This window comes from Massilia violaceinigra (assembly GCF_002752675.1).
Lineage (GTDB): Bacteria > Pseudomonadota > Gammaproteobacteria > Burkholderiales > Burkholderiaceae_D > Telluria_A > Telluria_A violaceinigra.
Window position 1 is genome coordinate 2,723,948 of sequence record NZ_CP024608.1, and the last position, 24,549, is coordinate 2,748,496.

22 protein-coding genes and 1 pseudogene are annotated in these 24,549 nt (G+C 63.0%); 13 read left to right on the forward strand and 10 right to left on the reverse strand.

The genetic code is table 11. From position 1 onward, the window contains the following. From CR152_RS12410 to CR152_RS12430, 6 genes and pseudogenes are all read left to right on the forward strand, one after another. The gene (locus CR152_RS12410; protein WP_099882254.1) at positions 1–1,725 is read left to right on the forward strand and encodes a sensor histidine kinase; all 1,725 of its coding nucleotides are present in this window, start codon (positions 1–3) and stop codon (positions 1,723–1,725) included. Beyond that, positions 1,722–3,167, forward strand: a complete 1,446-nt coding sequence (locus CR152_RS12415) for a sigma-54-dependent transcriptional regulator (protein WP_099875184.1) — start codon at positions 1,722–1,724, stop codon at positions 3,165–3,167. Before CR152_RS12410 ends, CR152_RS12415 begins: the two co-directional genes overlap by 4 nt. Positions 3,168–3,743: 576 nt before the next feature. Beyond that, entirely contained in the window at positions 3,744–6,704 is a 2,961-nt protein-coding gene (locus CR152_RS12420) for a ribonucleoside-diphosphate reductase subunit alpha (protein ID WP_099875185.1), read from the forward strand. 96 nt (positions 6,705–6,800) lie between these two features. Then, positions 6,801–7,925 (forward strand): ribonucleotide-diphosphate reductase subunit beta, encoded by a 1,125-nt coding sequence (locus CR152_RS12425; protein ID WP_099882256.1) that lies wholly within the window; start codon positions 6,801–6,803, stop codon positions 7,923–7,925. 195 nt (positions 7,926–8,120) lie between these two features. After that, entirely contained in the window at positions 8,121–8,279 is a 159-nt protein-coding gene (locus CR152_RS34155) for a hypothetical protein (RefSeq protein ID WP_229413362.1), read from the forward strand. 85 nt (positions 8,280–8,364) lie between these two features. Next, positions 8,365–9,223, forward strand: a pseudogene (locus CR152_RS12430) (ribonucleotide-diphosphate reductase subunit beta); the annotation flags it as partial. A 401-nt stretch (positions 9,224–9,624) separates the two neighbouring features. Here the strand turns inward: CR152_RS12430 and CR152_RS32880 are convergent. Continuing rightward, positions 9,625–10,521, reverse strand: coding sequence for a hypothetical protein (locus CR152_RS32880; RefSeq protein WP_157778458.1), 897 nt, complete (start codon positions 10,519–10,521; stop codon positions 9,625–9,627). After that, positions 10,494–10,715 carry a hypothetical protein gene (locus tag CR152_RS32885; protein WP_157778459.1) on the reverse strand — a complete coding sequence of 74 codons (222 nt, stop codon included), beginning with the start codon at positions 10,713–10,715 and terminating at the stop codon, positions 10,494–10,496. The genes CR152_RS32880 and CR152_RS32885 overlap by 28 nt, the downstream gene beginning before the upstream one ends. A 107-nt stretch (positions 10,716–10,822) precedes the next feature. Between CR152_RS32885 and CR152_RS12440 the strand changes: the two genes are divergently transcribed. From CR152_RS12440 to CR152_RS12450, 3 genes are all read left to right on the forward strand, one after another. Further along, positions 10,823–11,353: a YggT family protein gene (locus CR152_RS12440; protein WP_167399893.1), complete on the forward strand. Its 531-nt coding sequence runs from the start codon at positions 10,823–10,825 to the stop codon at positions 11,351–11,353. Then, the gene (locus CR152_RS12445; RefSeq protein ID WP_099875188.1) at positions 11,350–11,649 is read left to right on the forward strand and encodes a DUF167 domain-containing protein; all 300 of its coding nucleotides are present in this window, start codon (positions 11,350–11,352) and stop codon (positions 11,647–11,649) included. Before CR152_RS12440 ends, CR152_RS12445 begins: the two co-directional genes overlap by 4 nt. 94 nt (positions 11,650–11,743) lie before the next feature. Then, on the forward strand, positions 11,744–11,938 hold the full coding sequence (locus CR152_RS12450) for a DUF167 domain-containing protein (RefSeq protein WP_229413363.1): 195 nt from the start codon (positions 11,744–11,746) through the stop codon (positions 11,936–11,938). 80 nt (positions 11,939–12,018) lie between these two features. Here the strand turns inward: CR152_RS12450 and CR152_RS12455 are convergent, their stop codons facing one another. From CR152_RS12455 to CR152_RS12500, 8 genes are all read right to left on the reverse strand, one after another. After that, on the reverse strand, positions 12,019–12,957 hold the full coding sequence (locus CR152_RS12455) for a carbohydrate kinase family protein (protein ID WP_099875190.1): 939 nt from the start codon (positions 12,955–12,957) through the stop codon (positions 12,019–12,021). An 8-nt stretch (positions 12,958–12,965) separates the two neighbouring features. Beyond that, entirely contained in the window at positions 12,966–15,104 is a 2,139-nt protein-coding gene (locus CR152_RS35155) for a zinc-ribbon and DUF3426 domain-containing protein (protein WP_208640117.1), read from the reverse strand. 4 nt (positions 15,105–15,108) lie between these two features. Beyond that, positions 15,109–16,056 (reverse strand): 50S ribosomal protein L11 methyltransferase, encoded by a 948-nt coding sequence (gene prmA, locus CR152_RS12475; protein WP_099875191.1) that lies wholly within the window; start codon positions 16,054–16,056, stop codon positions 15,109–15,111. Beyond that, a complete protein-coding gene (gene accC / locus CR152_RS12480; protein ID WP_099875192.1) occupies positions 16,053–17,453 on the reverse strand; it encodes an acetyl-CoA carboxylase biotin carboxylase subunit in 1,401 nt (466 codons plus the stop codon). The genes prmA and accC overlap by 4 nt, the downstream gene beginning before the upstream one ends. 9 nt (positions 17,454–17,462) lie before the next feature. After that, positions 17,463–17,927 (reverse strand): acetyl-CoA carboxylase biotin carboxyl carrier protein, encoded by a 465-nt coding sequence (gene accB / locus CR152_RS12485; protein WP_099875193.1) that lies wholly within the window; start codon positions 17,925–17,927, stop codon positions 17,463–17,465. Positions 17,928–18,020: 93 nt separating this feature from the next. After that, positions 18,021–18,458, reverse strand: a complete 438-nt coding sequence (aroQ, locus tag CR152_RS12490) for a type II 3-dehydroquinate dehydratase (protein WP_099875194.1) — start codon at positions 18,456–18,458, stop codon at positions 18,021–18,023. Positions 18,459–18,596: 138 nt separating this feature from the next. Then, entirely contained in the window at positions 18,597–19,166 is a 570-nt protein-coding gene (locus CR152_RS12495; RefSeq protein ID WP_099875195.1) for a TlpA family protein disulfide reductase, read from the reverse strand. After that, positions 19,163–19,795, reverse strand: a complete 633-nt coding sequence (locus tag CR152_RS12500) for a hypothetical protein (RefSeq protein ID WP_099875196.1) — start codon at positions 19,793–19,795, stop codon at positions 19,163–19,165. Before CR152_RS12500 ends, CR152_RS12495 begins: the two co-directional genes overlap by 4 nt. An 83-nt stretch (positions 19,796–19,878) precedes the next feature. On the opposite strand from CR152_RS12500, the gene mpl reads away from it, so the two are divergent. From mpl to CR152_RS12520, 4 genes are read left to right on the forward strand one after another with little or no spacing between them, the layout of a single operon-like run. Beyond that, positions 19,879–21,258 (forward strand): UDP-N-acetylmuramate:L-alanyl-gamma-D-glutamyl-meso-diaminopimelate ligase, encoded by a 1,380-nt coding sequence (mpl, locus tag CR152_RS12505; protein WP_099875197.1) that lies wholly within the window; start codon positions 19,879–19,881, stop codon positions 21,256–21,258. Next, entirely contained in the window at positions 21,255–21,842 is a 588-nt protein-coding gene (locus tag CR152_RS12510) for a YqiA/YcfP family alpha/beta fold hydrolase (RefSeq protein ID WP_099875198.1), read from the forward strand. Before mpl ends, CR152_RS12510 begins: the two co-directional genes overlap by 4 nt. After that, on the forward strand, positions 21,839–22,438 hold the full coding sequence (locus CR152_RS12515) for a chorismate--pyruvate lyase family protein (RefSeq protein WP_099875199.1): 600 nt from the start codon (positions 21,839–21,841) through the stop codon (positions 22,436–22,438). Before CR152_RS12510 ends, CR152_RS12515 begins: the two co-directional genes overlap by 4 nt. A 15-nt stretch (positions 22,439–22,453) precedes the next feature. Next, positions 22,454–24,529 carry a ribonuclease catalytic domain-containing protein gene (locus CR152_RS12520; RefSeq protein ID WP_099875200.1) on the forward strand — a complete coding sequence of 692 codons (2,076 nt, stop codon included), beginning with the start codon at positions 22,454–22,456 and terminating at the stop codon, positions 24,527–24,529. The last annotated feature ends 20 nt before the right edge of the window (positions 24,530–24,549 follow it).

Below are 24,549 nucleotides of genomic sequence, written 5' to 3' on the forward strand. Positions count from 1 at the left end.
ATGTCCTTCTGGAGCGGGCTGTCGGCAGAGTCGCGCGAAACATTCTGGCGCTCGCTGCAGGCGCTGACCGCCACCCGCATCGTCATTTCGCTGGTGCTGCTGGCGTATCTGGCGTTCGACCAGAAAGGCGCGGCCGGCGCCGGCCACCATCTGTATACCGAAACCTGCATCGCCTACCTGGCGCTGGCCGGCGCGTTCGTGCTGGCCAGCGTGTACGTGCGCAATCACTTCCTGATGCAGGTGGTGGTGCAGATCGCGGTCGACATCGCGGTCATTTCGGTGCTGTACATGGCCGCGGCGGCGAGCCGGGGCAGCCTGGTGATCCTGTACCTGTTCCCGCTGGCCGGCGCCGCGATCCTGGCGCCGCGCCTGCTGGCCCTGTTTTCGGCCGCGCTGGTCACCCTGTTCCTGCTGATCGATTCCCTGTACCAGGTGTTCCTGGGCATGGCCGGCATGCCGCTCACCCAGGCCGGGCTGTACGGCGCCGCCTTCTTCGCCATCGTGATGGTGGTCAGCCGCCTTGCCGCCAAGCTGATCCGGCAGGAAGAACTGGCCGCGCGCCACGGCGCCGACCTGAAAATCCAGCAGGCGATCAACCAGATCGTCATCGCCGACGTCGATGACGGCATCCTCGTGGTCGACCGCGACGGGCACATTTTCGCCGGCAACCCGGCCGCCCAGCACATGCTGGGGCTGGCCAACGGCGACAGCGGCTTTGCCCTGTCCGAGGTGGCGGCGCTGGAACCGGTCGCGCATGCGTTTTCGGAGTGGCAGCGGCAGGTCGGACCGGCCGCGGGCGGGCCGCGCGCCGCCTTCGTGACCGTCAAGCCGTACCGCGACAGCGGCGGCGGCGACGCCGGCACGGCCGCCTGGAGCGGGCGGCGCGACCTGGCGGCCCACCTCAAGCTGCGTTTCGCGCGGGTCGACACGGTCGACGAGGCGTCCGAGCGCTGCGTCATCTTTTTGCAGGACGTCACCGCCATCGAAAACCAGGCCCAGGAACTGAAACTGGCTTCGATGGGACGCCTGACCGCCAGCATCGCGCACGAAGTGCGCAATCCGCTCTCGGCCATCGGCCACGCCACCGCCCTGCTGGCGGAAGACTTGCACGAGCCGGGCCAGGCGCGCCTGCTCAAGATCGTCGGCGACAATGTGGCGCGGGTGAACCGCATGGTTGAAGACATACTGCAATTGTCGCGCAAGGTCCAGCCCAACGGCGATCCGTTGTTGCTCGGCCCCTTTTTGAATGAGCTGAAAGCCGAATTTGACGAAACCCAAGGGGTCGCCAATGATATAGTGTGGTTAGGCAACACTGGAGCCGTGCCGGTGCGTTTCGACGCGCTGCACCTGCGCGAAGTGCTGATCAACCTGCTGACCAATGCGCTGCGCTACGCCAGCGGCGGGGAGGGCAGTATCCGCGTGTACGTCGTCACCGATGCGGCCGGCGGCATGGAGCTGCACGTGCAGGACGACGGGCCGGGCATCACGCCCGAGGTGCGGGCCCACCTGTTCGAACCGTTTTATACGACCTCGAGCAAGGGCACCGGGCTGGGGCTGTACCTGGCGCGCGAGCTGTGCCTGAACAACGCGGCGATGCTCGATTACGAGTATCGCTTCGACGCCAGCGGCTTCGGGGTACGCAAGGCCAGCGGCCGGTTTGTGATTTCGTTCGCGCAGCCGCTGGGAGCGCGCGGCGCCACTAGTAACAGAAAGGCAACAACATGACATCACCCCGCGTACTGGTCGTCGATGACGAGGCGGATTTACGCGAACTGCTGGAAATCACGCTGGTCAGGATGGGGCTCGATGTGGACAGCGCCGAAACGCTGCGCGAGGCGCGCGCTTTCCTGGCGCAGAACGATTACGGCCTGATCCTGACCGACATGCGCCTGCCCGACGGCCTGGGCCTGGAACTGGTGCAGGAAGTGAACGCTTCCAACAAATCGACCCCGATCGCGGTCGTGACCGCCTACGGCAGCGCCGAAAACGCGGTGGTGGCCTTGAAGGCGGGCGCCTTCGATTACGTGTCCAAGCCGGTGGTGCTGGACGATCTGCGCGTCATGGTGCAGTCGGCCCTGCGCCTGTCGGCCCCGTCCACGCAGACCGGCAGCCCGGCCGCCGCCGGCACGGCCTCGCGCCTGATCGGCGAATCGGCCGTAATGCAGTCGCTGCGCAATCAGATCGAACGGCTGGCGCGCTCGATGGCGCCGATTGCCATTACGGGCGAGTCGGGCAGCGGCAAGGAACTGGTGGCGCGCGAAATCCACGCCCGCAGTTCGCGCGCGGGTAAGCCCTTCATTGCCGTGAACTGCGGCGCGATTCCCGAAGCGCTGATGGAAGCCGAGTTTTTCGGCTACCGCAAGGGCGCGTTTACGGGCGCGGCCGACGAGCGCGACGGATTTTTCCATGCGGCCAACGGCGGCACCCTGATGCTCGATGAGGTGGCCGATCTGCCGCTGGCGATGCAGGTCAAGCTGCTGCGCGCGATCCAGGAACGGCGCGTGCGCAAGATCGGCGCCACCAGCGAGGAGCCGGTCGATGTGCGCATCATCAGCGCCACGCACCAGAACCTGGCGCAGTGCGTCGAGACCGGCAAGTTCCGCCAGGATCTGTTTTACCGCCTGAATGTGATCGAATTGAGCGTGCCGCCGCTGCGCGAGCGGCTCGACGACCTGGGTGTGCTGGTCGATGGCATGCTGGCGCGCCTGGCCGGACCGGGGCAGAAAGCCGCGCTCGGGCCGCAGGTGCTGGAAACCTTGAGCACGTATTCGTTTCCGGGCAATGTGCGCGAGCTCGAGAACGTGCTGGAACGGGCGCTGGCGTTCGCCAACGATGGCGTGATCGAAGTGGGCGACCTGTCGCTCAAGGGCGCGCGGGTGGCCGAGCGGCCGGCGCCGGCGGCCGAGGCGGTGGTGGCGCCGGTGCCGGCGGCCGTGCAGGCGGCGATGGCGCCGCACACGGCGGCCGCGCCGGTGAGTGCGAGCGGGCCGGCGGAGTTGCCTAGCAACTTGCCCAACTATCTGGAGCAGGTCGAGCGCGAGATCATTCTGCGTGCGCTGACCCAAACCCAGTTCAACCGCACCCAGGCGGCCCTGCTGCTGGGGATCAGTTTTCGGCAGCTGCGCTATCAGATGCAGAAGCTCGATATCCAGGAGCCGGAGGGCTAGGGTGCGGCGGCCGACACCTGGGCCTATGGCGCGTCTGCGCAGAAATAACTTGGGCCCCCGCCTGCGCGGGGGCGACGAGATAGACGGGTGGCGTCCTTCCAGGCCCAATCCAACGCCCACTCCCCCCACGGTTTATAATGCTGCCCCGCGACGCAAAAATGGCAGGCGCGCGAGCTGGCGGCTGCTTCAAAAAAGGGCACCCGTTAGTATGTGCTAACCGGGCAGTCCTTCATGCGGCCTGAGTCAAAAAAGTCAAGCGACGCACAGGAAAATATTGCTACTTAATTCTATTGCCACTCCCCGGGTGAGGTACTACAATTAGTCCCACATTTGATGAATCGACTAGATATAGTGGTTTTTGAAGCTCTGCCACCGATAACTCAGCATCCATAACGCAGCACGGCAAGCCTAGTTTTTAACGCAATCCACCCACCATCGCCTTACGGCGCCGGCCTCGACATTCCAGGCTGGCGGGGGTAGTTTTTTTGTTTTTATATTTGTTGGGGACGGTGGATTGACGCCGTCCACTTGATAACAACCGGCGGCAGACCAAAGCCCGCCGCTCCAGGAGGTTCAATGCAAACATCCCAAGATTCTTCGATCAACCAATTGCACATCACACCTGGAGCAGCAGGCCAGCCAGCACCGACCAGTGCCGCCGCCGTCGCCGCCCGCGGCGACTACCGCATCATCCGCCGCAACGGCGCTGTCGTCGCCTTTGAACCCTCCAAGATCTCGATCGCCGTCACCAAGGCGTTTTTGGCCGTTAACGGTGGCCAGAGCGCCGGCTCCGCGCGCGTGCGCGAACTGGTCGAGCAACTGACCGAGAACGTCGTGTCGGCCCTGATCCGCCGCCAGCCATCGGGCGGCACCTTCCACATCGAAGACGTGCAGGACCAGGTCGAACTGTCGCTGATGCGCTCGGGCGAGCACGACGTGGCGCGTGCCTACGTGCTGTACCGCGCCAAGCACATGGAAGAGCGCCGCCTGCAGAAGGAGGCGCAAGGCGCCTCCGCGCAACTGACTGCCCCCCAGATCCACGTGACTGAAAACGGCCAGCGCCGCCTGCTCGACATGAACCAGGTGCGCGACCTGATCGCCGCCGCCTGCGTCGGCCTGGAAAAACACGTCGACGCCGACGCCATCCTGGCCGAAACGGTCAAGAACCTGTACGACGGCGTGCCGGTCGAAGAGCTGCACAAGTCCGCCATCCTGGCTGCGCGCGCGCTGATGGAAAAGGACCCGGCTTACTCGCAAGTGACCGCCCGCATCCTGCTGCACACCATCCGCAAGGAAGTGTTCTGCGAAGAAGTGCCGCAAGCCAAAGCGGCGGCACACTATATAGAGTACTTCCCGAAATACATCGCCAAGGGCATCGAGAACGAGTTGCTGGACCCGGTCCTGGCCACCTTCGACCTGGCCAAGCTGGCCAAGGCCCTGGTCGCCGACCGTGACTTGCAGTTCGGCTACATCGGCCTGCAAACCCTGTACGACCGCTACTTCCTGCACGTGCGCGACGTGCGCATCGAAATGCCGCAGGCGTTCTACATGCGCGTGGCCATGGGCTTGTCCCTGCGCGAAGAAAACCGCGAAGCGCGCGCCGTCGAGTTCTACAACCTGCTGTCGTCGTTCGACTTCATGAGCTCGACCCCGACCCTGTTCAATTCCGGCACCCTGCGCTCGCAGCTCTCGTCGTGCTACCTGACCACCGTCTCGGACGACCTGGAAGGTATCTACGACGCGATCAAGGAAAACGCGCTGCTGGCCAAGTTCGCCGGCGGCCTGGGCAACGACTGGACGCCGGTGCGCGCCCTGGGCGCCCACATCAAGGGTACCAACGGCAAGTCGCAAGGCGTGGTGCCGTTCCTGAAAGTGGTCAACGACACCGCCGTGGCGGTCAACCAGGGCGGCAAGCGCAAGGGCGCGGTGTGCGCCTACCTGGAAACCTGGCACATGGACGTGGAAGAATTCCTGGATCTGCGCAAGAACACGGGCGACGACCGCCGCCGCACCCACGACATGAACACGGCCAACTGGATTCCCGACCTGTTCATGAAGCGCGTGATGGAAAAGGGCGACTGGACCCTGTTCTCGCCATCGGAAACGCCTGACCTGCACGACAAGGTCGGCAAGGCGTTTGAATTGGCCTACACCGGCTACGAAGCCAAAGCGGCCGCCGGCGAAATCCGCGTGTTCAAGAAGATCGCCGCGCTCGACCTGTGGCGCAAGATGCTGTCGATGCTGTTCGAAACCGGCCACCCATGGATCACCTTCAAGGATCCATGCAACATCCGTTCGCCACAGCAACACGTCGGCGTGGTCCACAGCTCGAACCTGTGCACCGAGATCACCCTGAACACCAACGAGTCGGAAATTGCCGTCTGCAACCTGGGTTCCGTGAACTTGCCGGCGCACATGAAGGAAGGCAAGCTCGACCCGGTCAAGCTGCAGAAAACCGTGCGCACCGCGATGCGCATGCTCGACAACGTCATCGATATCAATTACTACGCCGTCGAAAAAGCACGCAACTCGAACATGCGCCACCGTCCGGTGGGAATGGGTATCATGGGCTTCCAGGATTGCCTGCACATGATGCGCGTGCCTTATTCGTCGAACCAGGCTGTTCAATTCGCCGATTCCTCGATGGAAGCGGTGTGCTACTACGCCTACCTGGCCTCGACCGAGCTGGCCGAAGAGCGCGGCCGCTACGAGTCGTACAGCGGCTCGCTGTGGGACCGCGGCATCCTGCCGCAGGATTCGATCAAGCTGCTGGCCGAGGAACGCGGCGGCTACCTGGAAGTGGACATGTCCTCGTCCATGGACTGGACCGTGGTGCGCGAGCGCATCAAGCAGTTCGGCATGCGCAACTCGAACTGCGTGGCGATCGCCCCGACGGCGACGATCTCGAACATCATCGGCGTGTCGGCCTGCATCGAACCGACCTTCCAGAACCTGTACGTGAAGTCGAACCTGTCCGGCGAATTTACCGAGATCAATTCTTACCTGGTGCGCGACCTCAAGGCCCGCGACCTGTGGGATGAAGTCATGATCGCCGACCTGAAATATTTCGACGGTTCGCTGGCCAAGATCGACCGCATCCCGCAAGACTTGCGTGACATTTACGCAACGGCGTTCGAGGTGTCGCCGAGCTGGCTGGTGGAAGCGGCATCGCGCCGCCAGAAGTGGATCGACCAGGCCCAGTCGCTGAACATCTACATGGCTGGCGCCTCGGGCAAGAAGCTCGACGAAACCTACAAGCTGGCCTGGCTGCGCGGCCTGAAGACCACTTACTACCTGCGCACCATTGCGGCGACGCACATGGAGAAGTCGACTTCCAAGACCGGCGCGCTGAACGCGGTGGCGGTGGATGGCGGCATGTCGGCCCACGCGATGGGTGCGGCGGCCGATACGGCGGCCAAGGTGGCGGCGAGCGCAGCGGCAGCGACGGCAGCCGCGGCGGCGGCCGAGGAAGACGGCGCGGCGTGCTACCTGCGTCCGGGCGACGATGGCTTCGAGGAATGCGAAGCCTGCCAGTAATAGTGTCATCGCCGGAGTCATCTCCGGCAAACAGGCGGAGCGCCACGGCGCTCCGCGCAATACCGAATTGAAGACAGACGAAAAGAGGAAATGACCATGTTGTCCTGGGACGATGAAACAGCCAGCGCGCCAGCCGCGCGCCCCGTGGCGCCAAGCGCCGCCGTAACGGGTACTGAACCCGCCGCCGACGCCGCATCGGTCGCCAAGCGCGTGCACGCCGACGACAAGCGCATCATCAACGGCAAGACCGATGTGAACCAGCTGGTCCCGTTCAAGTACAAATGGGCGTGGGACAAATACCTGGCCGGTTGCGCCAATCACTGGATGCCGCAAGAGGTCAACATGCAGCGCGACATCGAGTTGTGGAAAAATCCCAACGGTTTGACGGATGACGAGCGTCGTCTCGTCAAACGCAACCTTGGCTTCTTCGTGACCGCCGATTCGCTGGCCGCCAACAACATCGTGCTGGGCACCTACCGCCACATCACGGCGCCGGAATGCCGCCAGTACCTGCTGCGCCAGGCGTTCGAGGAAGCGATCCACACCCACGCGTACCAGTACATCGTGGAGTCGCTGGGCCTGGATGAAGCGGAGATTTTCAACGCCTACAACGAGGTCAAGTCGATCCGCGACAAGGATGAATTCCTGATTCCGTTCATCAATACCCTGACCGATCCGGCCTTCACCACGGGTACCGTGGAGAACGACCAGAAGCTGCTCAAGTCGCTGATCGTGTTCGCCTGCCTGATGGAAGGGCTGTTCTTCTACGTCGGCTTTACCCAGATCCTGGCGCTCGGACGCCAGAACAAGATGATGGGTGCGGCGGAGCAATATCAATACATCCTGCGCGACGAATCGATGCATTGCAATTTCGGGATCGACTTGATCAACACGATCAAGATGGAAAACCCGCTGCTGTGGACGCCGGCTTTCCGCGAAGAGATCAAGGCGCTGTTCCTGGAAGCGGTCGACCTGGAGTATGCGTACGCCGAAGACACCATGCCGCGCGGCGTGCTCGGTCTGAACGCGACCATGTTCAAAGGTTACCTGCGCTTCATCGCGAACCGCCGCGCGCAGCAGATTGGCCTGGATGCGCTGTTCGCCCAAGAGGAAAATCCATTCCCTTGGATGAGCGAAATGATCGACCTGAAGAAGGAGCGCAACTTCTTCGAGACGCGCGTGACCGAGTATCAGACCGGCGGCGCGTTGAACTGGGAGTGATCCCCAGAAAATTGAGCTGAGGAAGGCTTCTGCTCAATTGATTGTCTTTCAAGCTTCGGGCGAACTTTCATGTTCGCCCGAGTCCGTTTACGGCACGGTGATCCTGGCCGGACTCTCTCTCAGGTTCTGCGCCATCTTGCAGCGACTGCAAGATGGACCTCACGCGCACTCCACGACGTGGTGCCGCGGCCGGGCATGCTCGCCACCGCCACCTCTATCTCCATCTTGAAACCGGCGCAAGGAAAGTTCGCCAATCTCGATGCCGCGATGTCTGCTTTCAGCGCTTTCATGCCGCCGGCCTCCGACAGCATGCGCGGGAGCAGACAGGCAGGCGCGCGCGGCGCCACGACATGAACAGGGTCAACGGCGCGAGCGTCAGCGCATCGAACGGTGTGGCATGCGCAACGTGAACTGCGCGAGCGCGTCATGCAGCGCGACAGAGTTGTGGAAAAATCCCAACGGTTTGACGACGACGAGCGTCGTCGCGTAAAAAGAAATCCAGGCGTCGTTGCGGGCGCCGATTCGCCCGCCGCGAACGACATCGTGCTCGCAAGCGAGCGTCACATCACGCGCCCGAATGCCGCCAATACCTGCCGCGGAAAGCCTGCGATGTCGCGATTGACTCGCACATCTTCCAGTACATCATGCAGTCCCGGGCCGCGATGAAGCGCAGATTTTCAATGCCTGCAACGAGGCCGAAGCGATGCGTGCTAAGGCAGAATTCCTCATTCCGTTCATCAATCGCCCGACCGATCCGGCCTTCACCACGGGTGCCGTGGAGGACGATTGGGCGCTGTCGAAGTCGCCGATTGCGTTCGCCTGTTTGATGAAAGGCGTGTTCTTTTACGTCGGATTTCCACTGATTCCTGCGCTCGGGCGGCACAACAAAATGATGGGTGCGGCGGAGCGCTATCAGAGCATTTTGCGTGACGAATCAATGCATTGCAATTTTGCGCCCGACGCGATCGGCGCGATCGCGAAGGAAAATCCGCTGCTGTGGAGGGCGGCTTTCGGCGAAGAGATCAAGCGCTGAATCTGCGATCGGCCGAGCGCGAATATGCGCACGCCGGCGACATCATGGCGCGCAGTGTGCCGGCCCCGACGCGGTCATGTTCAACGCTTGCCTGCGCTTCATTGCGCACCGCCGCGCGCAGCGGTTCGGACCCGGCGCGCTGTGCGCAGAAGAAGAAAATCCGCGCCCGTCGATGAGCGCGATGATCGACCTGAAAAAGGAGCGCCGCTTTGTCGGGACGCGCGTGACCAGATGCCAAACCGGCGGCGCATTGAACTGCGAATAAACGATTTTCAAAACGCGCCGCGCGCATGGCGCGCGTGCCGTCGAAAAAAAAAGTAAGCGAAACGCAGTGTGCTGGTTGCGCACTGACAAGGTTTTCGTGTACTTTACGTGATTGAATTTGTCAAAACGTGAACGCGAAGATGCAAGCCGCGCGCGACGACAAAATCATCGATCAAAATGGGACGCTGATTCAACAGATATGTGCTTAAACTTCTGCAAAAGACAAAGCCGCACTGCCTGATCCGGTTCAGGCATGGCGGCTTTTTCTTTTACGGTTGTGGGCTTTTGGATGTGGACAGCGAACCATGAACACCGTATCCGTCGTCTCTGTTTTCAGAAACGACTATAGCTGAAGCGCTGCAAACTTGAGGAGTTGCAGCAGTTCAGCTGGTGCCGAATTCATTAGCATAAACACGAACACGTTTGTGCCGATGAATAATTCGCCTGACCTCCAGTTACGGGTCGGACGGGTTTTAAATCTTGTAGCGTGATTTTTTCCCATCGCAGATGAAGGAGAACCCAAATGGCAACAGCCGCTAAGAAACCCGCAGTAAAGAAACCAGCCGCGAAAGCCGCTGCCGAGAAACCAGCGAAGAAAGTCGCCGCGAAAGCAGCCGCAGCCAAGCCAGCCACGAAAGCCGCAGCCAAACCTGCAGCCAAGCCGGCAGCGAAAAAGGCCGCAGCCAAGCCAGCAGCGAAAAAAGCCGCAGCCAAGCCAGCAGCGAAGCCAGTAGCGAAAAAAGCCGCAGCAAAAACCAGCGCCAAGCCAGCAGCCAAGTCGGCAGCTAAATCGGCAGCCAAGCCGGCCGCCAAGCCAGTAGCGAAAAAGGCAGCAGCCAAGTCGGCCGCCAAGCCAGTCGCTAAAAAAGCAGCAGCAAAGCCAGCCGCCAAAAAAGCGGCAGCCAAGCCGGCAGCCAAGGCAAAAGCCACGGCCAAGCCAGTAGCGAAGAAGGCAGCAGCGAAGCCGGCAGCGAAAAAAGCCGCAGCGAAGTCGTCGGCCAAGCCAGCAGCCAAGTCGGCAGCGAAGCCAGCAGCCAAGCCGGTAGCGAAGAAAGCCGCAGCCAAACCGGCCGCCAAGCCAGCCGCCAAAAAAGCAGCAGCGAAGCCAGCAGCCAGCAAAGCCGCAGCCAAGCCAGCCGCCAAAAAAGCAGCAGCGACGTCGACCGCCAAAAAACCAGCAGTAACTAAAGCAGCAGCAAAGCCAGCAGCGAAAGCAGCAGCAAAGCCAGCAGCAAAAAAGGTGGCGGCTAAGCCAGCAGCAAAAAAGCCGGTTAAGGCTGCGGCGAAGCCAGCAGCCAAGCCAGCAGCGGCGCCAGCGGCTCCTGCCGCTCCGGCAGCCAAGCCGGTTGTAAAGAAAGCAGCAGCGCCGAAGAAGGCAGCTGCACCGAAAACCGACGCAGCGTCGAAGCCAGCAGCAGCTCCTGCACCAGCAGCAGCGGCAGCACCGGCTCCGGCGCCAGCGGCGAAAACTGTGTTGGCTCCGGCAGCAGCATGGCCTTTCCCGACCAGCAGCCGTCCGTAACAGGTTGTTGGGCCTGGATCAGGCAAAATACCGCTGTGTGACTCGTATCACACAGCGGTTTTTTTTTAAGGAGAGCACGTGTACAGTATTGTTCAGTTGATCGTCGACACCATCGCCACCATTCTTGGTGGGGTCCTGTTACTGCGGTTCTGGATGCAGGCGATCCGCGTGCGTCCGCCGTCGCAGCTCGGGCAATTTATCTACGCCCTGTCGGACTGGATGGTGCTGCCGATGCGGCGCATCATTCCCGGCGTGGGTGGCTACGACTGGGCCAGCCTGGTCGGCGCCTTTCTGGTGGTGGCGCTGGCGACGTCCGTGATCCTGTTCTTCGGCGCCTCGTTCGAAATGGTGGCCATCATGGCCGTGTACGCCTTCCTGACCTGGATCCTGTACGGCTTCATCGGCTTGCTGTTCATCGAAGTCATCCTGAGCTGGGTCAACCCGCAGGCGCCGATGGCGCCCTTCGTGCAGGCCCTCAACGCCCCCTTGCTGCGTCCGCTGCGCAAAGTGGTGCCGCCGATCGGCGGAATCGACCTGTCGGTGATGGTGGCGATGATCCTGCTCAAGATCGTGCACATCCTGGTGCAGATGATGTTCGGCCTGCGGTGAGCCGGGTTTGGTGTTCGGCGCTGCCGGGCGCATTGCGGCTGGCGGTGCAGATCACCCCGAACGCCAAGAAGACCGAGGTGATCGGCGTGCTCGATGACGCGCTCAAGCTCAGGCTGCAGGCGCAGCCGATCGAAGGCAAGGCCAACGAGGCCTTGATCAAATATTTATCGGGAGAACTGGGCGTACCGAAAAGCGCGCTCACGATCACGCACGGGCTGACCAGCAAGCGCAAGCTGGTCGAAGTGGTGTCGGCGACCCTGACGCCGGAACAGGCCGCACAGATACTCCTAAAGTAAATGCAGCCGTGTCCTACAACCGGGGTCAGAGCTCTAACTAGAAAGATTTCTATTTAGAGCTCTGACCCCAGTTTTGAGAGCTCTGACCCCAGTTTTGCAACTTAAGCTGCAGGCGCAGCCGATCGAAGGCAAGGCCAACGAGGCCTTGATTAAATATTCATCGGGAGAATTGGGCGTGCCGAAAAGCGCGCTCACGATCACGCACGGGCTGACCAGCACGCGCAAGCTGGTCGAAGTGGTATCGGCGACCCTGACGCCGGAGCAGGCCGCTCAGATACTCCTAAAGTAAATGCAGCCGTGTCCTACAACCGGGGTCAGAGCTCTAACTAGAAAGATTTCTATTTAAAGCTCTGACCCCGGTTTTGTAACTTAGAAGCGGTAGCCGAATTCGGCTTCGAACTTGTCGGCGATCTGGGCGGCCGTGACGACGTGGTTCTGGCCACCCTGGTGCGCAATCTTGATCGCGCCCATCAGGCTCGCCAGGCGGCCTGTGGTTGGCCAGTCGAGGTCGTTCGTGATGCCGAACAGCAGGCCGGCGCGGTAGGCATCGCCGCAGCCGGTCGGATCGACCACCGCCGCCGCTTGCACGCAGGGAATCTCGTGGCGCTTGCCGCCGGTGTAAATCTCCGAACCCTTCTCGCCGCGCGTGACGATCAGCGCTTCCAGGCGGCCGGCAATGTCGGCCAGGGTCAGGCCGGTGCGGTCCATCAGCATTTCGAATTCATAGTCGTTGGCGGCCACATAGCTCGCCTGGTTGATGAATTCGATCAATTCGTCGCCGCTGAACATCGGCAATTGCTGGCCCGGGTCGAACATGAACGGTACTTTCAGCGCCGCACAGTCGCGCGCGTGCTTGATCATGCCGCCACGCCCGTCCGGCGCGATGATGGCCACGCGCAGCGCACCCTGGTCGCCGACATTGTTTTCATGCGCGAATTCCATCGCGCCCGGGTGGAAGGCGTTGATCTGGTTGTTGTCGAGGTCGGCCGTGACGAAGCATTGCGCGGTGTACGAGTGGGTGATCTTGCGGATCGCGCGCGTCTCGATGCCGAGCTTCTCGAAGCGTTCCAGGTACTCGCCGCCATCCTGGCCGATCGCGGCCATGATCAGCGGCTCGCCGCCCAGCATCTTGAGGTTGTAGGCAATGTTGGCCGAGCAGCCGCCGTATTCGGTGCGCAAGGTCGGCACCAGGAAGGAGACGTTGACCTTGTGCAGTTGGTCGGCCAGCAGCGTTTCGCCGAAACGGCCGTTGTATTGCATGATCTTGTCGAATGCGAGCGAACCGCAGATCAATGTGGTCTTGGTCATGATGTGCCTTATGGATAGAAGATGGCGATGCGGTAGCCGGACGCCTTGATCTGTTTTACTTCAAAAGTCAGTTTGACGGCTTGTTCGGAACGCGCCGCGAAGCCTTTGGCCGGGATCGTGCCCTTGGGCAGGTATTCGGACGGCACTACCACGCGCCGCAGCAGGGTCTTGTCGTTGCCATCGGTCAGCGCCAGTTCGATGTTCGGCCAGGCCTGGGTCAGGTCGCTCTGGTTGCGCAGCAGGGTCGACAGCGTGAAGGCGTTGGCGCCGAGCGATTGCAGCTCGCCCGTTTCGATGCTCAGGCTGTCGATCTGGGCCGGCAGTTCGAGTTTGCAGCCAAGCGTGGCGCAGGCCGAGGCTAGCACGGGCTTGATGACAGGGAACTTGGCCACCAGGATGTTGCGGAAGGTGGTGACGCCCTGGCCCACCAGCAGGATGGCCAGCAAGACCGACCCGAGCAGCATCGCGATGCGGCGCGAGCCTTGTTTTTCTTCCAGTTCGCGGCTGCGGCGCAGGAAATCGGGCTCGTCGTGCTCCGGCTCGGCGGCAACCGGCGCGGGAGGCGGTGGCGGGGGCGCGACCGGCGTCTTGGCCGGTTTCTTCGCCGCCTTCTTTGCCGGCTTTTGCGCCGGATTATCGCCCGATGACTGGCGCAGCAGCGGCAGCGGGGCATGCTCCAGGTCGCGCACGAGCGGTTCGGTGTTTGGGTTCAGCAATGCATCGCTGTGCGCCTGGTCGTCGTGTGGGGTGGTTTCTTCGGCGTAGGAAAGCACCAGCACGGTGTGCCCCGGCTCGTCATACGCGTGCTCGACCACCTGCGGCTCGAACCTGGCTGGCTTGGCAACGCGTGGTTCGACGTGGACCGGTTCGTCGAAGGCCGGCTCAACGTGCGGTGGCTGGAATTGGGCTGGCTCAGGCGCGGCTGGTTCAGCGTGGATCGGCTCGTCGAACGCAGGCTCGACCAGTGGCGGCAGGAACTGGGCCGGCTCGGCGACTTCGGGTTCGGCATGAACCGGCTCGTCGAACGCAGGCTCGACCAGCGGCGGCAGGAACTGGGCTGGCTCGGCGACTTCGGGTTCGGCATGAACTGGCTCGTCGAACGCGGGTTCGATCGGTGGCAGTTCGAACTGGGCCGGCTCGATGCGCACTGGCTCGACAAACGCGGACGCGACCGGCGCCGGTTCAACCGGTGCAGGCGCGATAAACACCGGCTCCGCTGTATGCGGCTCGGCCACGATGGGCGCTGGCGGCGCTTCGGCCGGGGCAGCTTCCGCGAAAACTGGTTCGGCAAGGCGCGGCTCCGCGAACGTCGGCTCGGCAAAGTGCGGCTCCGCGAACAAGGGCTCGACAAACGTCGGCTCCTTGCGCTCCGGCTCGAACAATACCGGCTCGATGCGTGCGTTCGGATCGCGTACCGGGGCAGACGGATAGGTCAGATCGAGCACCGACTCGTCGAAGCTCAGCTCGCCAAATTCCGGCTCGGACAGGTCTTCGGGTGGCGCAATCGCAACGATTTCTTCATCGATCGGCATGTCAACCGGAAATGGCGCGGGGCTTGACGCCGGCTGCGATGCATCGGGCGCGCCGATATCGATCGTCGGCCACGGCGTCTTGGCCTTGCCGCGCCAGGCTGCGGGCTGCGGTTCCGGCTCGACGTAAGGCGCCGCGTAAGGCTCGTCATACATGTCCTCGGGCTCGACAAAGGTCGCGATCGAGAGCGGGATGAAGGGTTTCGGGCGCGGTGGCGGCGCTGGTTCCGGTTCCGGTTCCGGTTCCGGCTCGGGTATGGGTTCCGGCTCCGGTTCCACGACAGGCTCCGGTTCCGGCACCTGCACCAGCTCAGGTTCAGGAACAGGCTCCGCCACCGGTTGCGGCCTGAGCCACACCGGAACGAAGGACGTATCCATTTGCAGCGTGGACACGGTATTGCCGGGATCCACCAACGCACTCACCGCCGGGGCGGCAGGCGGTTCGGCAACAGGGGAGGGCATCGCTGGCGGCAGCGCGTCGAGTTCGACCAGTGCCGCGTTGCCATCAAAAATTTCATTGCAGGCGCCGCAGCGCACTATGCCCCCACGTAACTTCAGCTGGTCGGAAGCGACCCGGAAAGTCGTGCTGCAATGGGGGCATCGAGTGGCGAGCGCCATGCCTTTATTGACCGCGAGGGGTAGGTGGAACGTTGCTGCCAAGCTGGCCGTGCAGTGCTACCCAGCCATCTTGCTCCGCCCACACGCCGAGCGTGATGAACGGCGCATACGCTTCGGCCACTTCTTCAGCCTGGCGCGCGAGCACGCCCGACAACACCAGCGAACCACCCGGGGCGACCCGGCCGGCCAGCATCGGCGCCATCAGTTTCAATGGGCTCGACAGGATGTTGGCCACGACCGTGTTGAACTTGCCGGTGGCGTGATGCGGCTTGGCCGAGGTGGCGAAGCTGTCTGGCAGGTAATAGTCGATCTCGCACTGGTTGCGGTTGGCGTTGTCGCGCGCCGATTCGATCGCTTGCGGATCGATATCGACACCGGCTACGTCGCCCGCGCCCATTTTCTTGGCCACCATGGCCAGGATGCCGGAGCCGCAACCGTAGTCGAGCACGGTCTTGCCGGGGGCGGGATGCGCCTCCAGCCATTCCATGCACAAACGCGTGGTCGGGTGGCTGCCGGTACCGAACGCCAGGCCCGGGTCGAGTTCGAGAATCAGGGCGTCCGGATCCGGCGCTTCGTGCCAGCTCGGAACGACCCAGATGTTCTTGCCAATATGAATAGGCGCGAACTGCGACTGGGTCAAACGTACCCAGTCTTCGTCGGCCACGGCGCGCGTGGTGTACGCCGGCGTGGTTTCGATGCCAATCGCCGCAGCCGCTTCGGCCACGATGGCGGCCTGGTCCGCGTCGACGTCGGTCAGGGCCACCACGCGGCTGTGTTCCCACGCCGCTTCGGTCGGTTCCATGCCAGGTTCGCCGAACAGCGGCTTTTCCTGGTCGGTGCCTTCGTCGGCGTCTTCCACCGACACCGACAGGGCCCCGGCTTCCATCAGCGCATCGGACAGCGCTTCTGCGTGTTCACGTGCAATTTCAATGACAACTTCTGTCCAGCTCATGCGTCTGCCTTCGTTTCCGATTTGTTAGGGCTGGTCGGGCCTTTCGGCAGGTCCGGCTTGTCGGCCAGTTTCTGCTCGAGATAATGAATGTTGGTGCCGCCTTCGATAAAGCGCGCATCGATCATCAGTTCGCGATGCAGCGGAATATTCGTCAGGATACCCTCAACCACCATTTCCGACAGCGCGATTTGCATGCGGCGGATGGCTTGCTCGCGCGTGGCGCCGTAGGCGATGACCTTGCCGATCATCGAATCGTAATGCGGCGGCACATAATAACCGGCGTAGGCATGCGAATCGACGCGGATGCCAGGGCCGCCCGGCGCGTGCCAGGAGACGATGCGTCCCGGCGACGGGGTGAACTTGAATGGATCTTCGGCATTGATGCGGCACTCGACGGCGTGGCCCGACAGCATGATGTCGCGCTGGCGGAAACGCAGTTTTTCGCCGCAGGCGATGCGGATCTGTTCTTGCACGATGTCGATGCCGGTAATCATTTCGGTGACCGGGTGCTCGACCTGCACGCGCGTGTTCATCTCGATGAAGTAGAACTCGTTGTTCTCGTACAGGAACTCGAAGGTGCCCGCGCCGCGGTAGCCGATCTTGCGGCACGCTTCGGCGCAGCGGTCGCCGATTTTCTCGATGAGCTTGCGCGGAATGCCCGGCGCCGGCGCTTCTTCGATCACTTTCTGGTGGCGGCGCTGCATGGAGCAGTCGCGCTCGCCCAGCCAGACGGCGTTTTTGTGTTCGTCGGCGAGGATCTGGATTTCCACGTGGCGCGGATTTTCCAGATACTTCTCCATATACACTTCCGGATTGCCGAAGGCGGTACCGGCTTCGGTCTTGGTCATCGCCACGGCGTTGAGCAAGGCCGCTTCGGTGTGGACCACGCGCATGCCGCGTCCGCCGCCACCGCCGGCTGCCTTGATGATCACCGGATAGCCCACGCGGCGCGCGGTCTGGATGATTTCTTTCGGGTCGTCCGGCAAGGCGCCGTCCGAACCTGGCACGCACGGCACGCCGGCGCGGATCATGGCTTGCTTGGCCGAGACCTTGTCGCCCATCAGGCGGATCGAGTCGGAACGCGGACCAATGAAGACGAAGCCGGATTTTTCCACGCGTTCGGCGAAGTCGGCGTTTTCGGACAGAAAGCCGTAGCCGGGGTGAATCGCTTCGGCATCCGTGACTTCGGCCGCGCTGATGATCGCCGGCATGTTCAGGTAGCTCAGGGACGATGGCGCCGGTCCGATACACACCGATTCATCGGCCAACTTCACGTACTTGGCGTCTTTGTCGGCTTCGGAATGGACCACCACGGTCTTGATGCCCATCTCGCGGCAGGCGCGCTGGATACGTAGCGCGATCTCTCCACGATTGGCAATGAGAATTTTTTCGAACATAGTGGTCGGTCAGCCAATCACAAACAGCGGTTGGCCGAACTCGACAGGCTGACCGTTTTCGACCAGGATCTTGGTCACGACACCGGACACGTCCGAGTCGATTTCATTGAGCAGCTTCATCGCTTCGATGATGCACAGGGTCTCGCCTTCCTTGATCGAGGAGCCGACTTCGACATAGGCCGGGGAGCCCGGAGCCGACGAACGGTAGAAGGTACCGACCATCGGCGACTTGACGATGTGGCCGGTCGGCTCGGCCGGCACGGCCACGGGGGCGGCGACCGGAGCCGGTGCCGGGGCGTGGGCGCCGGCGTAGTGCTGCTGCATGCCTTGCGGCTGCATCATGACCATTTGATTCTGCGGGATTGCGGATGACTTGACGATGCGGACCTTGCTCTCGCCTTCGGTTACTTCGAGTTCAGCGATGTCCGATTCAGCGACGAGATCGATCAAGGTCTTGAGTTTTCGTAAATCCATGTGAAACCCCTTGGAATTTATTGTGTTTTAAGAGTATGCGGCGTGCTCATGATATAAGCATAACCGCGCATAATGCTTGAAGATGCCAGTAGATTAACGCTTTTTAAGCGCAAAGTCGATGGCAAAGCGATATCCATCAATGCCGAGCCCGCAAATGGTGCCCTGCGCAATGGCGGACAGGAAAGAATGATGGCGAAACGCTTCGCGCTGATGGATATTCGAGATGTGGACTTCCACGAACGGGATGGCAACGCCGGCCAAGGCATCGCGCAAGGCCACGCTGGTGTGCGTCAGCCCGCCCGGATTGATGACAATGGCGTCCACGCCGTCCAGTCGGGCGGCATGGATGGCATCGATCAGTGCCCCTTCATGATTGCTCTGAAAGCAAGATAGCGTGGCACCCGCCGCGGCAGCCTGGGCTGTCGCAGCGTTCTCGATGTCGGCTAATGTTGCCTTGCCGTACACCTCAGGCTCCCGTGTCCCCAGCAGATTCAGGTTGGGGCCGTTGAGCAGAAGGAGCTTTTTTGCCATGGTTGAAGGTACGTTATTACACGAAAGTCCCGCATTTTGCCGCCAACTGCGGGCATTGGCAAGCGAAAAAAATTGCTTGAAATTACTTATTGGTGCATTCCGTACCGTAAAGCACGGTTACACAGCGGGTTTTGCCTCTCAAGACTTGAGCGCGGCCAGGTCGGCCTTGAGCTCGTCGAACTTGATACGCCCCAGATAAGTTTTCTTGACCAGGCCGTCAGCCCCGATCAGCACGGTGTACGGCAGGCCGCCGGCGCTGTTGCCGAACTTGCGCGACAGATCGGTTCCGCTGATGCCGGCCACGTAGATGGGATAGGTGATCTTGAATTTGGTGGCAAATTCGGCGATGTTGGTGGGCGAATCGATGCCGATGCCGATCACATTGATGTTTTTCGCGCTGTGCTCGCGCGCCACGTCGGCCAGTTCCGGCATCTCTTCCACGCACGGCGGGCACCACGGCGCCCAGAAATTGACCACCAGCGGCTTGCCCTTCCACTGCGCCAGAGACTGGGCCTTGCCGGCCGGGTCGTTCATCGTTTCGGCAAACAGCGACTCGACCGGCGTGCCGGCAGCGCCGGCAGCGGGGCCGGTGGCCGGCGTGGTCGACGCCACCGCTGGTTCCTGCTTATGGCGCACGCCGACATACGCGCCCAGCGCGCCGGCCAGCACGGCAATGCCGGCAAAAGTGAAAAGGGTCTGCTTGTTCATGTCGGGTCCTGGGGTGAAATCGGGGGTGTCATCATGCTGCGCACGGTGGCGGCGTCGGCGCGCTGCGGGCGGCCGTCGGCGCGTGGCTTGAGGGCGCCGCGCAAGTCGTGCTTTTCATACAGTTCGGCGTGCACGCCTTCGCCATGCCACAAAAAGCTCACCGTCTCGACCGGGTCGTAACGCGCGCCCTTGAAGTGGGGCGTTTCGGAAATATCAATGGTGACGTTGCGGTTCAGCAGATAAATCTGCACTTCCTTGGCGCTGTCGGCGAACAGTTGCAGCTCGATGTCGTCGTGCTCGCCGGCGGTGCCGTTCAGTACCGCGCCGGTCAGGTAGGGCGAAAATTCGGCCAGCGCATCCATCACTTGCAGGGCGGCCTGGCGCAGCGCGAGCAGGCGCGCCGGCTGCGTGTCGGCCAGGAACAGGGCTTGGTAATCGCGCACGGCGTCTTCGATCTGCGCGTTGTCAGGGAGCAGGTTAGCGGCGTCGGCGCGCTCGCCGAGCACCTGCAGCGCGGCCTTGCGCTTGGCGCTGGCGTAGTCGGCGCCGTCCTGGGCAATCATGCGCGCGGCGACGGCGGCGATTTCCGCGCGCAGCAGGGAGAGATCGTCAATCGGGGTAGGCATCATGAGCGAGATAATACTCTGGAACGGTAAATGCCATCGGGTCGGGTAAAATCGCGTATTCATTCATTTGGCCACACCCCGACATCATGCATATTCACATCCTCGGCATTTGCGGCACCTTCATGGGGGGCCTCGCGGTCCTGGCGAAAGAGGCCGGCCACAAGGTTACCGGCTGCGACGCCAATGTCTACCCGCCGATGAGCACCCAGCTCGAAGCCCAGGGCATCGAACTGATCCAGGGCTTCAGCCCGGAGCAGACCCAGCTCAATCCCGATCTGTATGTGATCGGCAATGTGGTGGCGCGCGGCAATCCGCTGGTCGAGGAAATCCTGAACCGCAGCCTGCCGTACATGTCCGGTCCCCAGTGGATCGGCGAACACATCCTGCACGATAAATGGGTGCTGGCCGTGGCCGGCACGCACGGCAAGACCACCACCTCGGCCATGCTGGCCTGGATCCTGGAAGATGCAGGCTATGCGCCGGGCTTCCTGATCGGCGGCGTGCCGATGAACTTCGGCATTTCGGCGCGCCTGTCGGGTGCCGAGCCATCGATCTTCTTCGTGATCGAAGCGGACGAATACGACACGGCCTTTTTCGACAAGCGCAGCAAGTTCGTGCATTACCACGCCAAAACGGCCGTGATGAACAACCTCGAATACGATCATGCCGACATCTTCCCCGATATCGGGGCCATCGAAACCCAATTCCATCATTTGGTGCGCACCGTCCCCGGCGTGGGGCGCCTGATCGTGAACGGCGACGAAGCTTCGCTCGGCCGCGTGCTCAAGCGTGGCTGCTGGAGCGAGAAGGAAATGTTCGGTGCCAGCGACGGCGGTGACTGGACCATGACGGAACACGCCGGCGGCAACTTCGACGTCGTCTTCAAGGGCGAGGTGGTGGCTACCGTCGCCTGGGGCCTGACCGGCAAGCACAACCGCCTGAACGCGCTGGCGGCGATCGCCGCGGCGCGCCACGTGGGCGTGCCGGTGGCACAGGCGGCCGAGTCGCTGGCCCGCTTCGAGAGCGTCAAGCGGCGCATGGAAGTGCGCGGCGTGGTGCGCGACATTACCGTATACGACGATTTCGCCCATCATCCGACCGCGATTGCCACCACCGTCAACGGCTTGCGCCAGAAGATCGGCAGCGGCGACAAGGCGCAGGGCCGCATCCTGGCCGTGCTGGAACCGCGCTCGAACACCATGAAGCTCGGCTCGATGAAAGATGCCTTGCCGGGCAGCCTGCGCGAAGCGGACCTGGTGTTCGGCTTCGGCAGCCAGCAGGCGCTCGGCTGGAGCCTGGCCGACGCCCTGTGTCCGCTGGGCGCGATCGCCCACAGCTTCGACCAGATCGATTTCCTGGTGAAAGCCGTGGTCGACGCGGCCCAGCCGGGCGACCATATCCTGGTCATGAGCAACGGCGGCTTCGGCGGCGTGCACCAGAAACTGCTTGAGGCGCTGGCCCGATGATTCTTTACCTGCACGGTTTCCGCTCTTCGCCGCGCTCGTTCAAGGCGCGCGTGGTGGGCGAGAAGATGGCGGCACTGGGACGCGCTTCCGAGCTGATCTGCCCGCAGCTGCCGGCCTCGCCGGAGGAAGCCATGGCGCTCGCGCTGACCCTGGTCGAACGTTACGATGCCAGCGAGCTGTCCATCATCGGATCCTCGCTGGGCGGTTACTACGCCACCTGGCTGGCCGAGCGCCTCGGCTGCCGCGCAGTGCTGCTCAATCCGGCGGTCTACCCCCTGAAAGACCTCGACAAGCACGTCGGCGTCACGACCGAGTATCATTCCGACAAAGTTTTTGAATTCAAGCGCGAATATATCGACGAACTGGGCGAGCTCGCGGTGCCGGCCATCACCCGCCCGGAGCGTTATTTCCTGATCGCAGCCACCGGCGACGAAGTGCTCGATTACCGCGACATGACGGCCCATTACGCCGGCGCGCGCCAGCATGTGATCGATGGCAGCGACCACGCCATCGCCGAATTCGGGAACTACGTGGACGACGTCCTGGCCTTTTGCCTGGACGGCGCCGCCGGCCCGGTGCGGTGAGCGGCGCCTCGCTGCGCCAGGCGTTGTGGCATCCGCATGTGAACCGTGTCAACGCGCCGGCGCCGCTGCGCGACTGGCTCACCAGCGGCGGCTCGCTCACGGCGCGCCTGATGGCGCATGGCGAGGCATTTCGCGTGCAGCGTCTGCACCAGCGGCGCGCCCCGTGCCTGGCGGATGAAGCCGGCGCGCTGCATCTGCCGCGCGCGGTGCAGGTGCTGGAACGCGAAGTGTTGTTGCGCTGCGACGACACGCCGGTGGTGTTCGCGCACACGGTGGTGCCGCTGTCGGCCACCGCCAGCGACTGGCCGCTGTTCGGCGGCCTGGGCGAACGCTCGCTCGGCAGCACCCTGTTTTACGACCCGCAAGTCGCGCGCGGCGAACTGGAATTTGCGCGCATCCGCGCCGGTCACCCGCTGATGGAGCGCGCCCGCGCGGCCCTGGACCTGGAACTGGCGGGCGACACTGTTTTATATGCACGGCGCTGCCTGTATCGCCGCCACCGGGGCGTGTTGCTCGTGACCGAGGTGTTCTTGCCCCCGGTTGCGGCACTGGCCCGGCGCGATGTGACCCCGGCGCCAACTAACAATACCAAGTAAAGACAAAGCATTCACATGAATCTATTTTTTGAAGAATCCGGCGATTTCAAGGTCGGCACCGTGTTGTCGCAAGCGGGCGAGGCGTACCAGGTCGAAATGCCAAGCGGTAAGCGCACCAAGGTCAAGGTCAAGGATGTGCTGCTGCAGTACGAAAAGCCATCCGCGGCCGAGCTGCTGGAAGCGGCCAAGGCGGTCGCCGCCGACGTCGATTTCGAGTTCCTGTGGGAAGTCGCCGGCCAGGAAGAGTTCGGTTTCGCCGAGCTGGGCGCCGAGTATTTCGGCCACGCCCCGCTGCCGTCCGAAGCGGCCGGCCTGATCCTGGCGCTGCACGGCGCGCCGATCTACTTCTATAAAAAGGGACGCGGACGCTACAAGGCTGCCCCGGAAGCATCCCTGCGCGCGGCCCAGGCCGGCATCGAGAAAAAGAAACAGCAGGGCTTGATCCAGGCCGGCTATGTGGACGAGCTCAAGGCCAACCGCTTGCCGGAAGCCATGCGTCCGCTGGTGCAGCAACTGCTGTTCAAGCCGGACAAGAACAGCATCGAATTCAAGGCGCTCGACGCCGCCTGCAACGAACTGCACACCACGCCGCAGCGCCTGATGCTGGCGGCGGGCGGCATCGGTTCGCCCAAGGAATTGCACATGGCGCGCTTCCTGTTCGAGAATTTCCCGCGCGGATCGGGGTTCCCCGCCGTGACGGTGCCAGCCGCGCCGACCAGTTTGCCGCTGGCCGACGTGGCCGCCTTCTCGATCGATGACGTCACCACCACCGAAATCGACGATGCCTTCTCGGTCGTCACCCTGGCGGACGGCATGGTGCGGGTCGGCATCCACATCGCCGCGCCGGGCCTGGGCATTCGCCCCGACGACGCCATCGATAAAATGGCGCGCGCGCGCATGTCGACCGTCTATATGCCGGGCGACAAAATCACCATGCTGCCGGATGAACTGGTGGCCGCGTTCACCCTGGCCGAAGGCAAGACTTGCCCGGCGGTGTCGCTGTACGCCACCATCGACCCGGCCGACTGGAGCGTGAAGTCGACCGTCACCCGCGCCGAACTGGTGCCGATCAAGAGCAATCTGCGCAACAACGACCTGGACGATGTGGTCAGCGAAGAAGCGCTGGCCGCCGGCACCGGCGAGTATCCGCACAAGGCCGAGCTGGGTACGCTGTGGCAGTGGGCGCTCACCCTGGAAGCGGCGCGCATGGTCAAGCGCGAAGGCTTCGGCCTGAAACCCGAGCAGAACAACCGGGTCGACTTCAATTTCTACGTCGAGGACGACGTGGTGACGGTACTGCGGCGCAAGCGCGGCGCCCCGCTCGACAAGATCGTGGCCGAGCTGATGATCTTCGCCAACAGCACCTGGGGTAAGCTGATGCACGACTCGGGCGTGCCGGGTATTTACCGCTCGCAAGGCGCGGGCAGCGGCGCCGGCTGGGCCGCCAAGATGCAGGTGCGCATGGTCACCCACGCCGCCCCGCACCAGGGCCTGGGTGTGGACCAGTACGCATGGAGCACCTCGCCGCTGCGCCGCTACACCGACCTGGTCAACCAGTGGCAGATCCTCGCTTGCGCCGAGCACGGCGTGACGGCGCCGCTGGTGGCCCCGTTCAAGCCGCGCGACGCCAACCTGTTCGCCATTGTCTCGGCGTTCGACGCCGCCTACGCCGCCTACAACGATCACCAGCAGAACATGGAGCGCTACTGGTGCCTGCGCTGGCTCGGCCAGCAAGACCAGCGCCAGGTGGAAGCGGTCGTGCTCAAGGATGAAGTGTTGCGTCTGACCGACATTCCGCTGATCATCCGCCTGCCCGGCATGCCGCAAGTGGCGCGCGGGGCCCAGGTCAAACTCGACATCCTCCGCTGGGACGAGCTGGAGCTGACGATCGAAGCGCGCCTGCTGGAACTGCCCGCCAGCAGCGAGATCGCCGCCGATGCCGACCTCGACTACGAGGAAGAAGAGGCGGCGGCGCCGGACACTGCCGCGCCCGATAGCGGCGAAGCGGCCACCGCGGAAGCGGCCGCCATGGAAGCGGTGGAAGCCGAAGGCGCGGTCACCGTCATCACCAGCGAACCGGCGGCCGGCTAGTCCCTTGTCAGCATCGCCAC

Bases quoted from the DNA above. Each gene is read 5' to 3' on its own strand.
- CR152_RS12510 (WP_099875198.1), top strand. From the start codon at position 21,255: ATGATTCTTTACCTGCACGGTTTCCGCTCTTCGCCGCGCTCGTTCAAG.
- mpl (WP_099875197.1), top strand. From the start codon at position 19,879: ATGCATATTCACATCCTCGGCATTTGCGGCACCTTCATGGGGGGCCTC.
- CR152_RS12420 (WP_099875185.1), top strand. From the start codon at position 3,744: ATGCAAACATCCCAAGATTCTTCGATCAACCAATTGCACATCACACCT.
- CR152_RS12410 (WP_099882254.1), top strand. From the start codon at position 1: ATGTCCTTCTGGAGCGGGCTGTCGGCAGAGTCGCGCGAAACATTCTGG.
- prmA (WP_099875191.1), bottom strand. From the start codon at position 16,056: ATGAGCTGGACAGAAGTTGTCATTGAAATTGCACGTGAACACGCAGAA.
- CR152_RS34155 (WP_229413362.1), top strand. From the start codon at position 8,121: ATGCTCGCCACCGCCACCTCTATCTCCATCTTGAAACCGGCGCAAGGA.
- CR152_RS12520 (WP_099875200.1), top strand. From the start codon at position 22,454: ATGAATCTATTTTTTGAAGAATCCGGCGATTTCAAGGTCGGCACCGTG.
- accB (WP_099875193.1), bottom strand. From the start codon at position 17,927: ATGGATTTACGAAAACTCAAGACCTTGATCGATCTCGTCGCTGAATCG.
- CR152_RS12415 (WP_099875184.1), top strand. From the start codon at position 1,722: ATGACATCACCCCGCGTACTGGTCGTCGATGACGAGGCGGATTTACGC.
- aroQ (WP_099875194.1), bottom strand. From the start codon at position 18,458: ATGGCAAAAAAGCTCCTTCTGCTCAACGGCCCCAACCTGAATCTGCTG.
- CR152_RS12495 (WP_099875195.1), bottom strand. From the start codon at position 19,166: ATGAACAAGCAGACCCTTTTCACTTTTGCCGGCATTGCCGTGCTGGCC.
- accC (WP_099875192.1), bottom strand. From the start codon at position 17,453: ATGTTCGAAAAAATTCTCATTGCCAATCGTGGAGAGATCGCGCTACGT.
- CR152_RS35155 (WP_208640117.1), bottom strand. From the start codon at position 15,104: ATGGCGCTCGCCACTCGATGCCCCCATTGCAGCACGACTTTCCGGGTC.
- CR152_RS12455 (WP_099875190.1), bottom strand. From the start codon at position 12,957: ATGACCAAGACCACATTGATCTGCGGTTCGCTCGCATTCGACAAGATC.
- CR152_RS32885 (WP_157778459.1), bottom strand. From the start codon at position 10,715: ATGCTGCTGCCGGAGCCAACACAGTTTTCGCCGCTGGCGCCGGAGCCG.
- CR152_RS12500 (WP_099875196.1), bottom strand. From the start codon at position 19,795: ATGATGCCTACCCCGATTGACGATCTCTCCCTGCTGCGCGCGGAAATC.
- CR152_RS12425 (WP_099882256.1), top strand. From the start codon at position 6,801: ATGTTGTCCTGGGACGATGAAACAGCCAGCGCGCCAGCCGCGCGCCCC.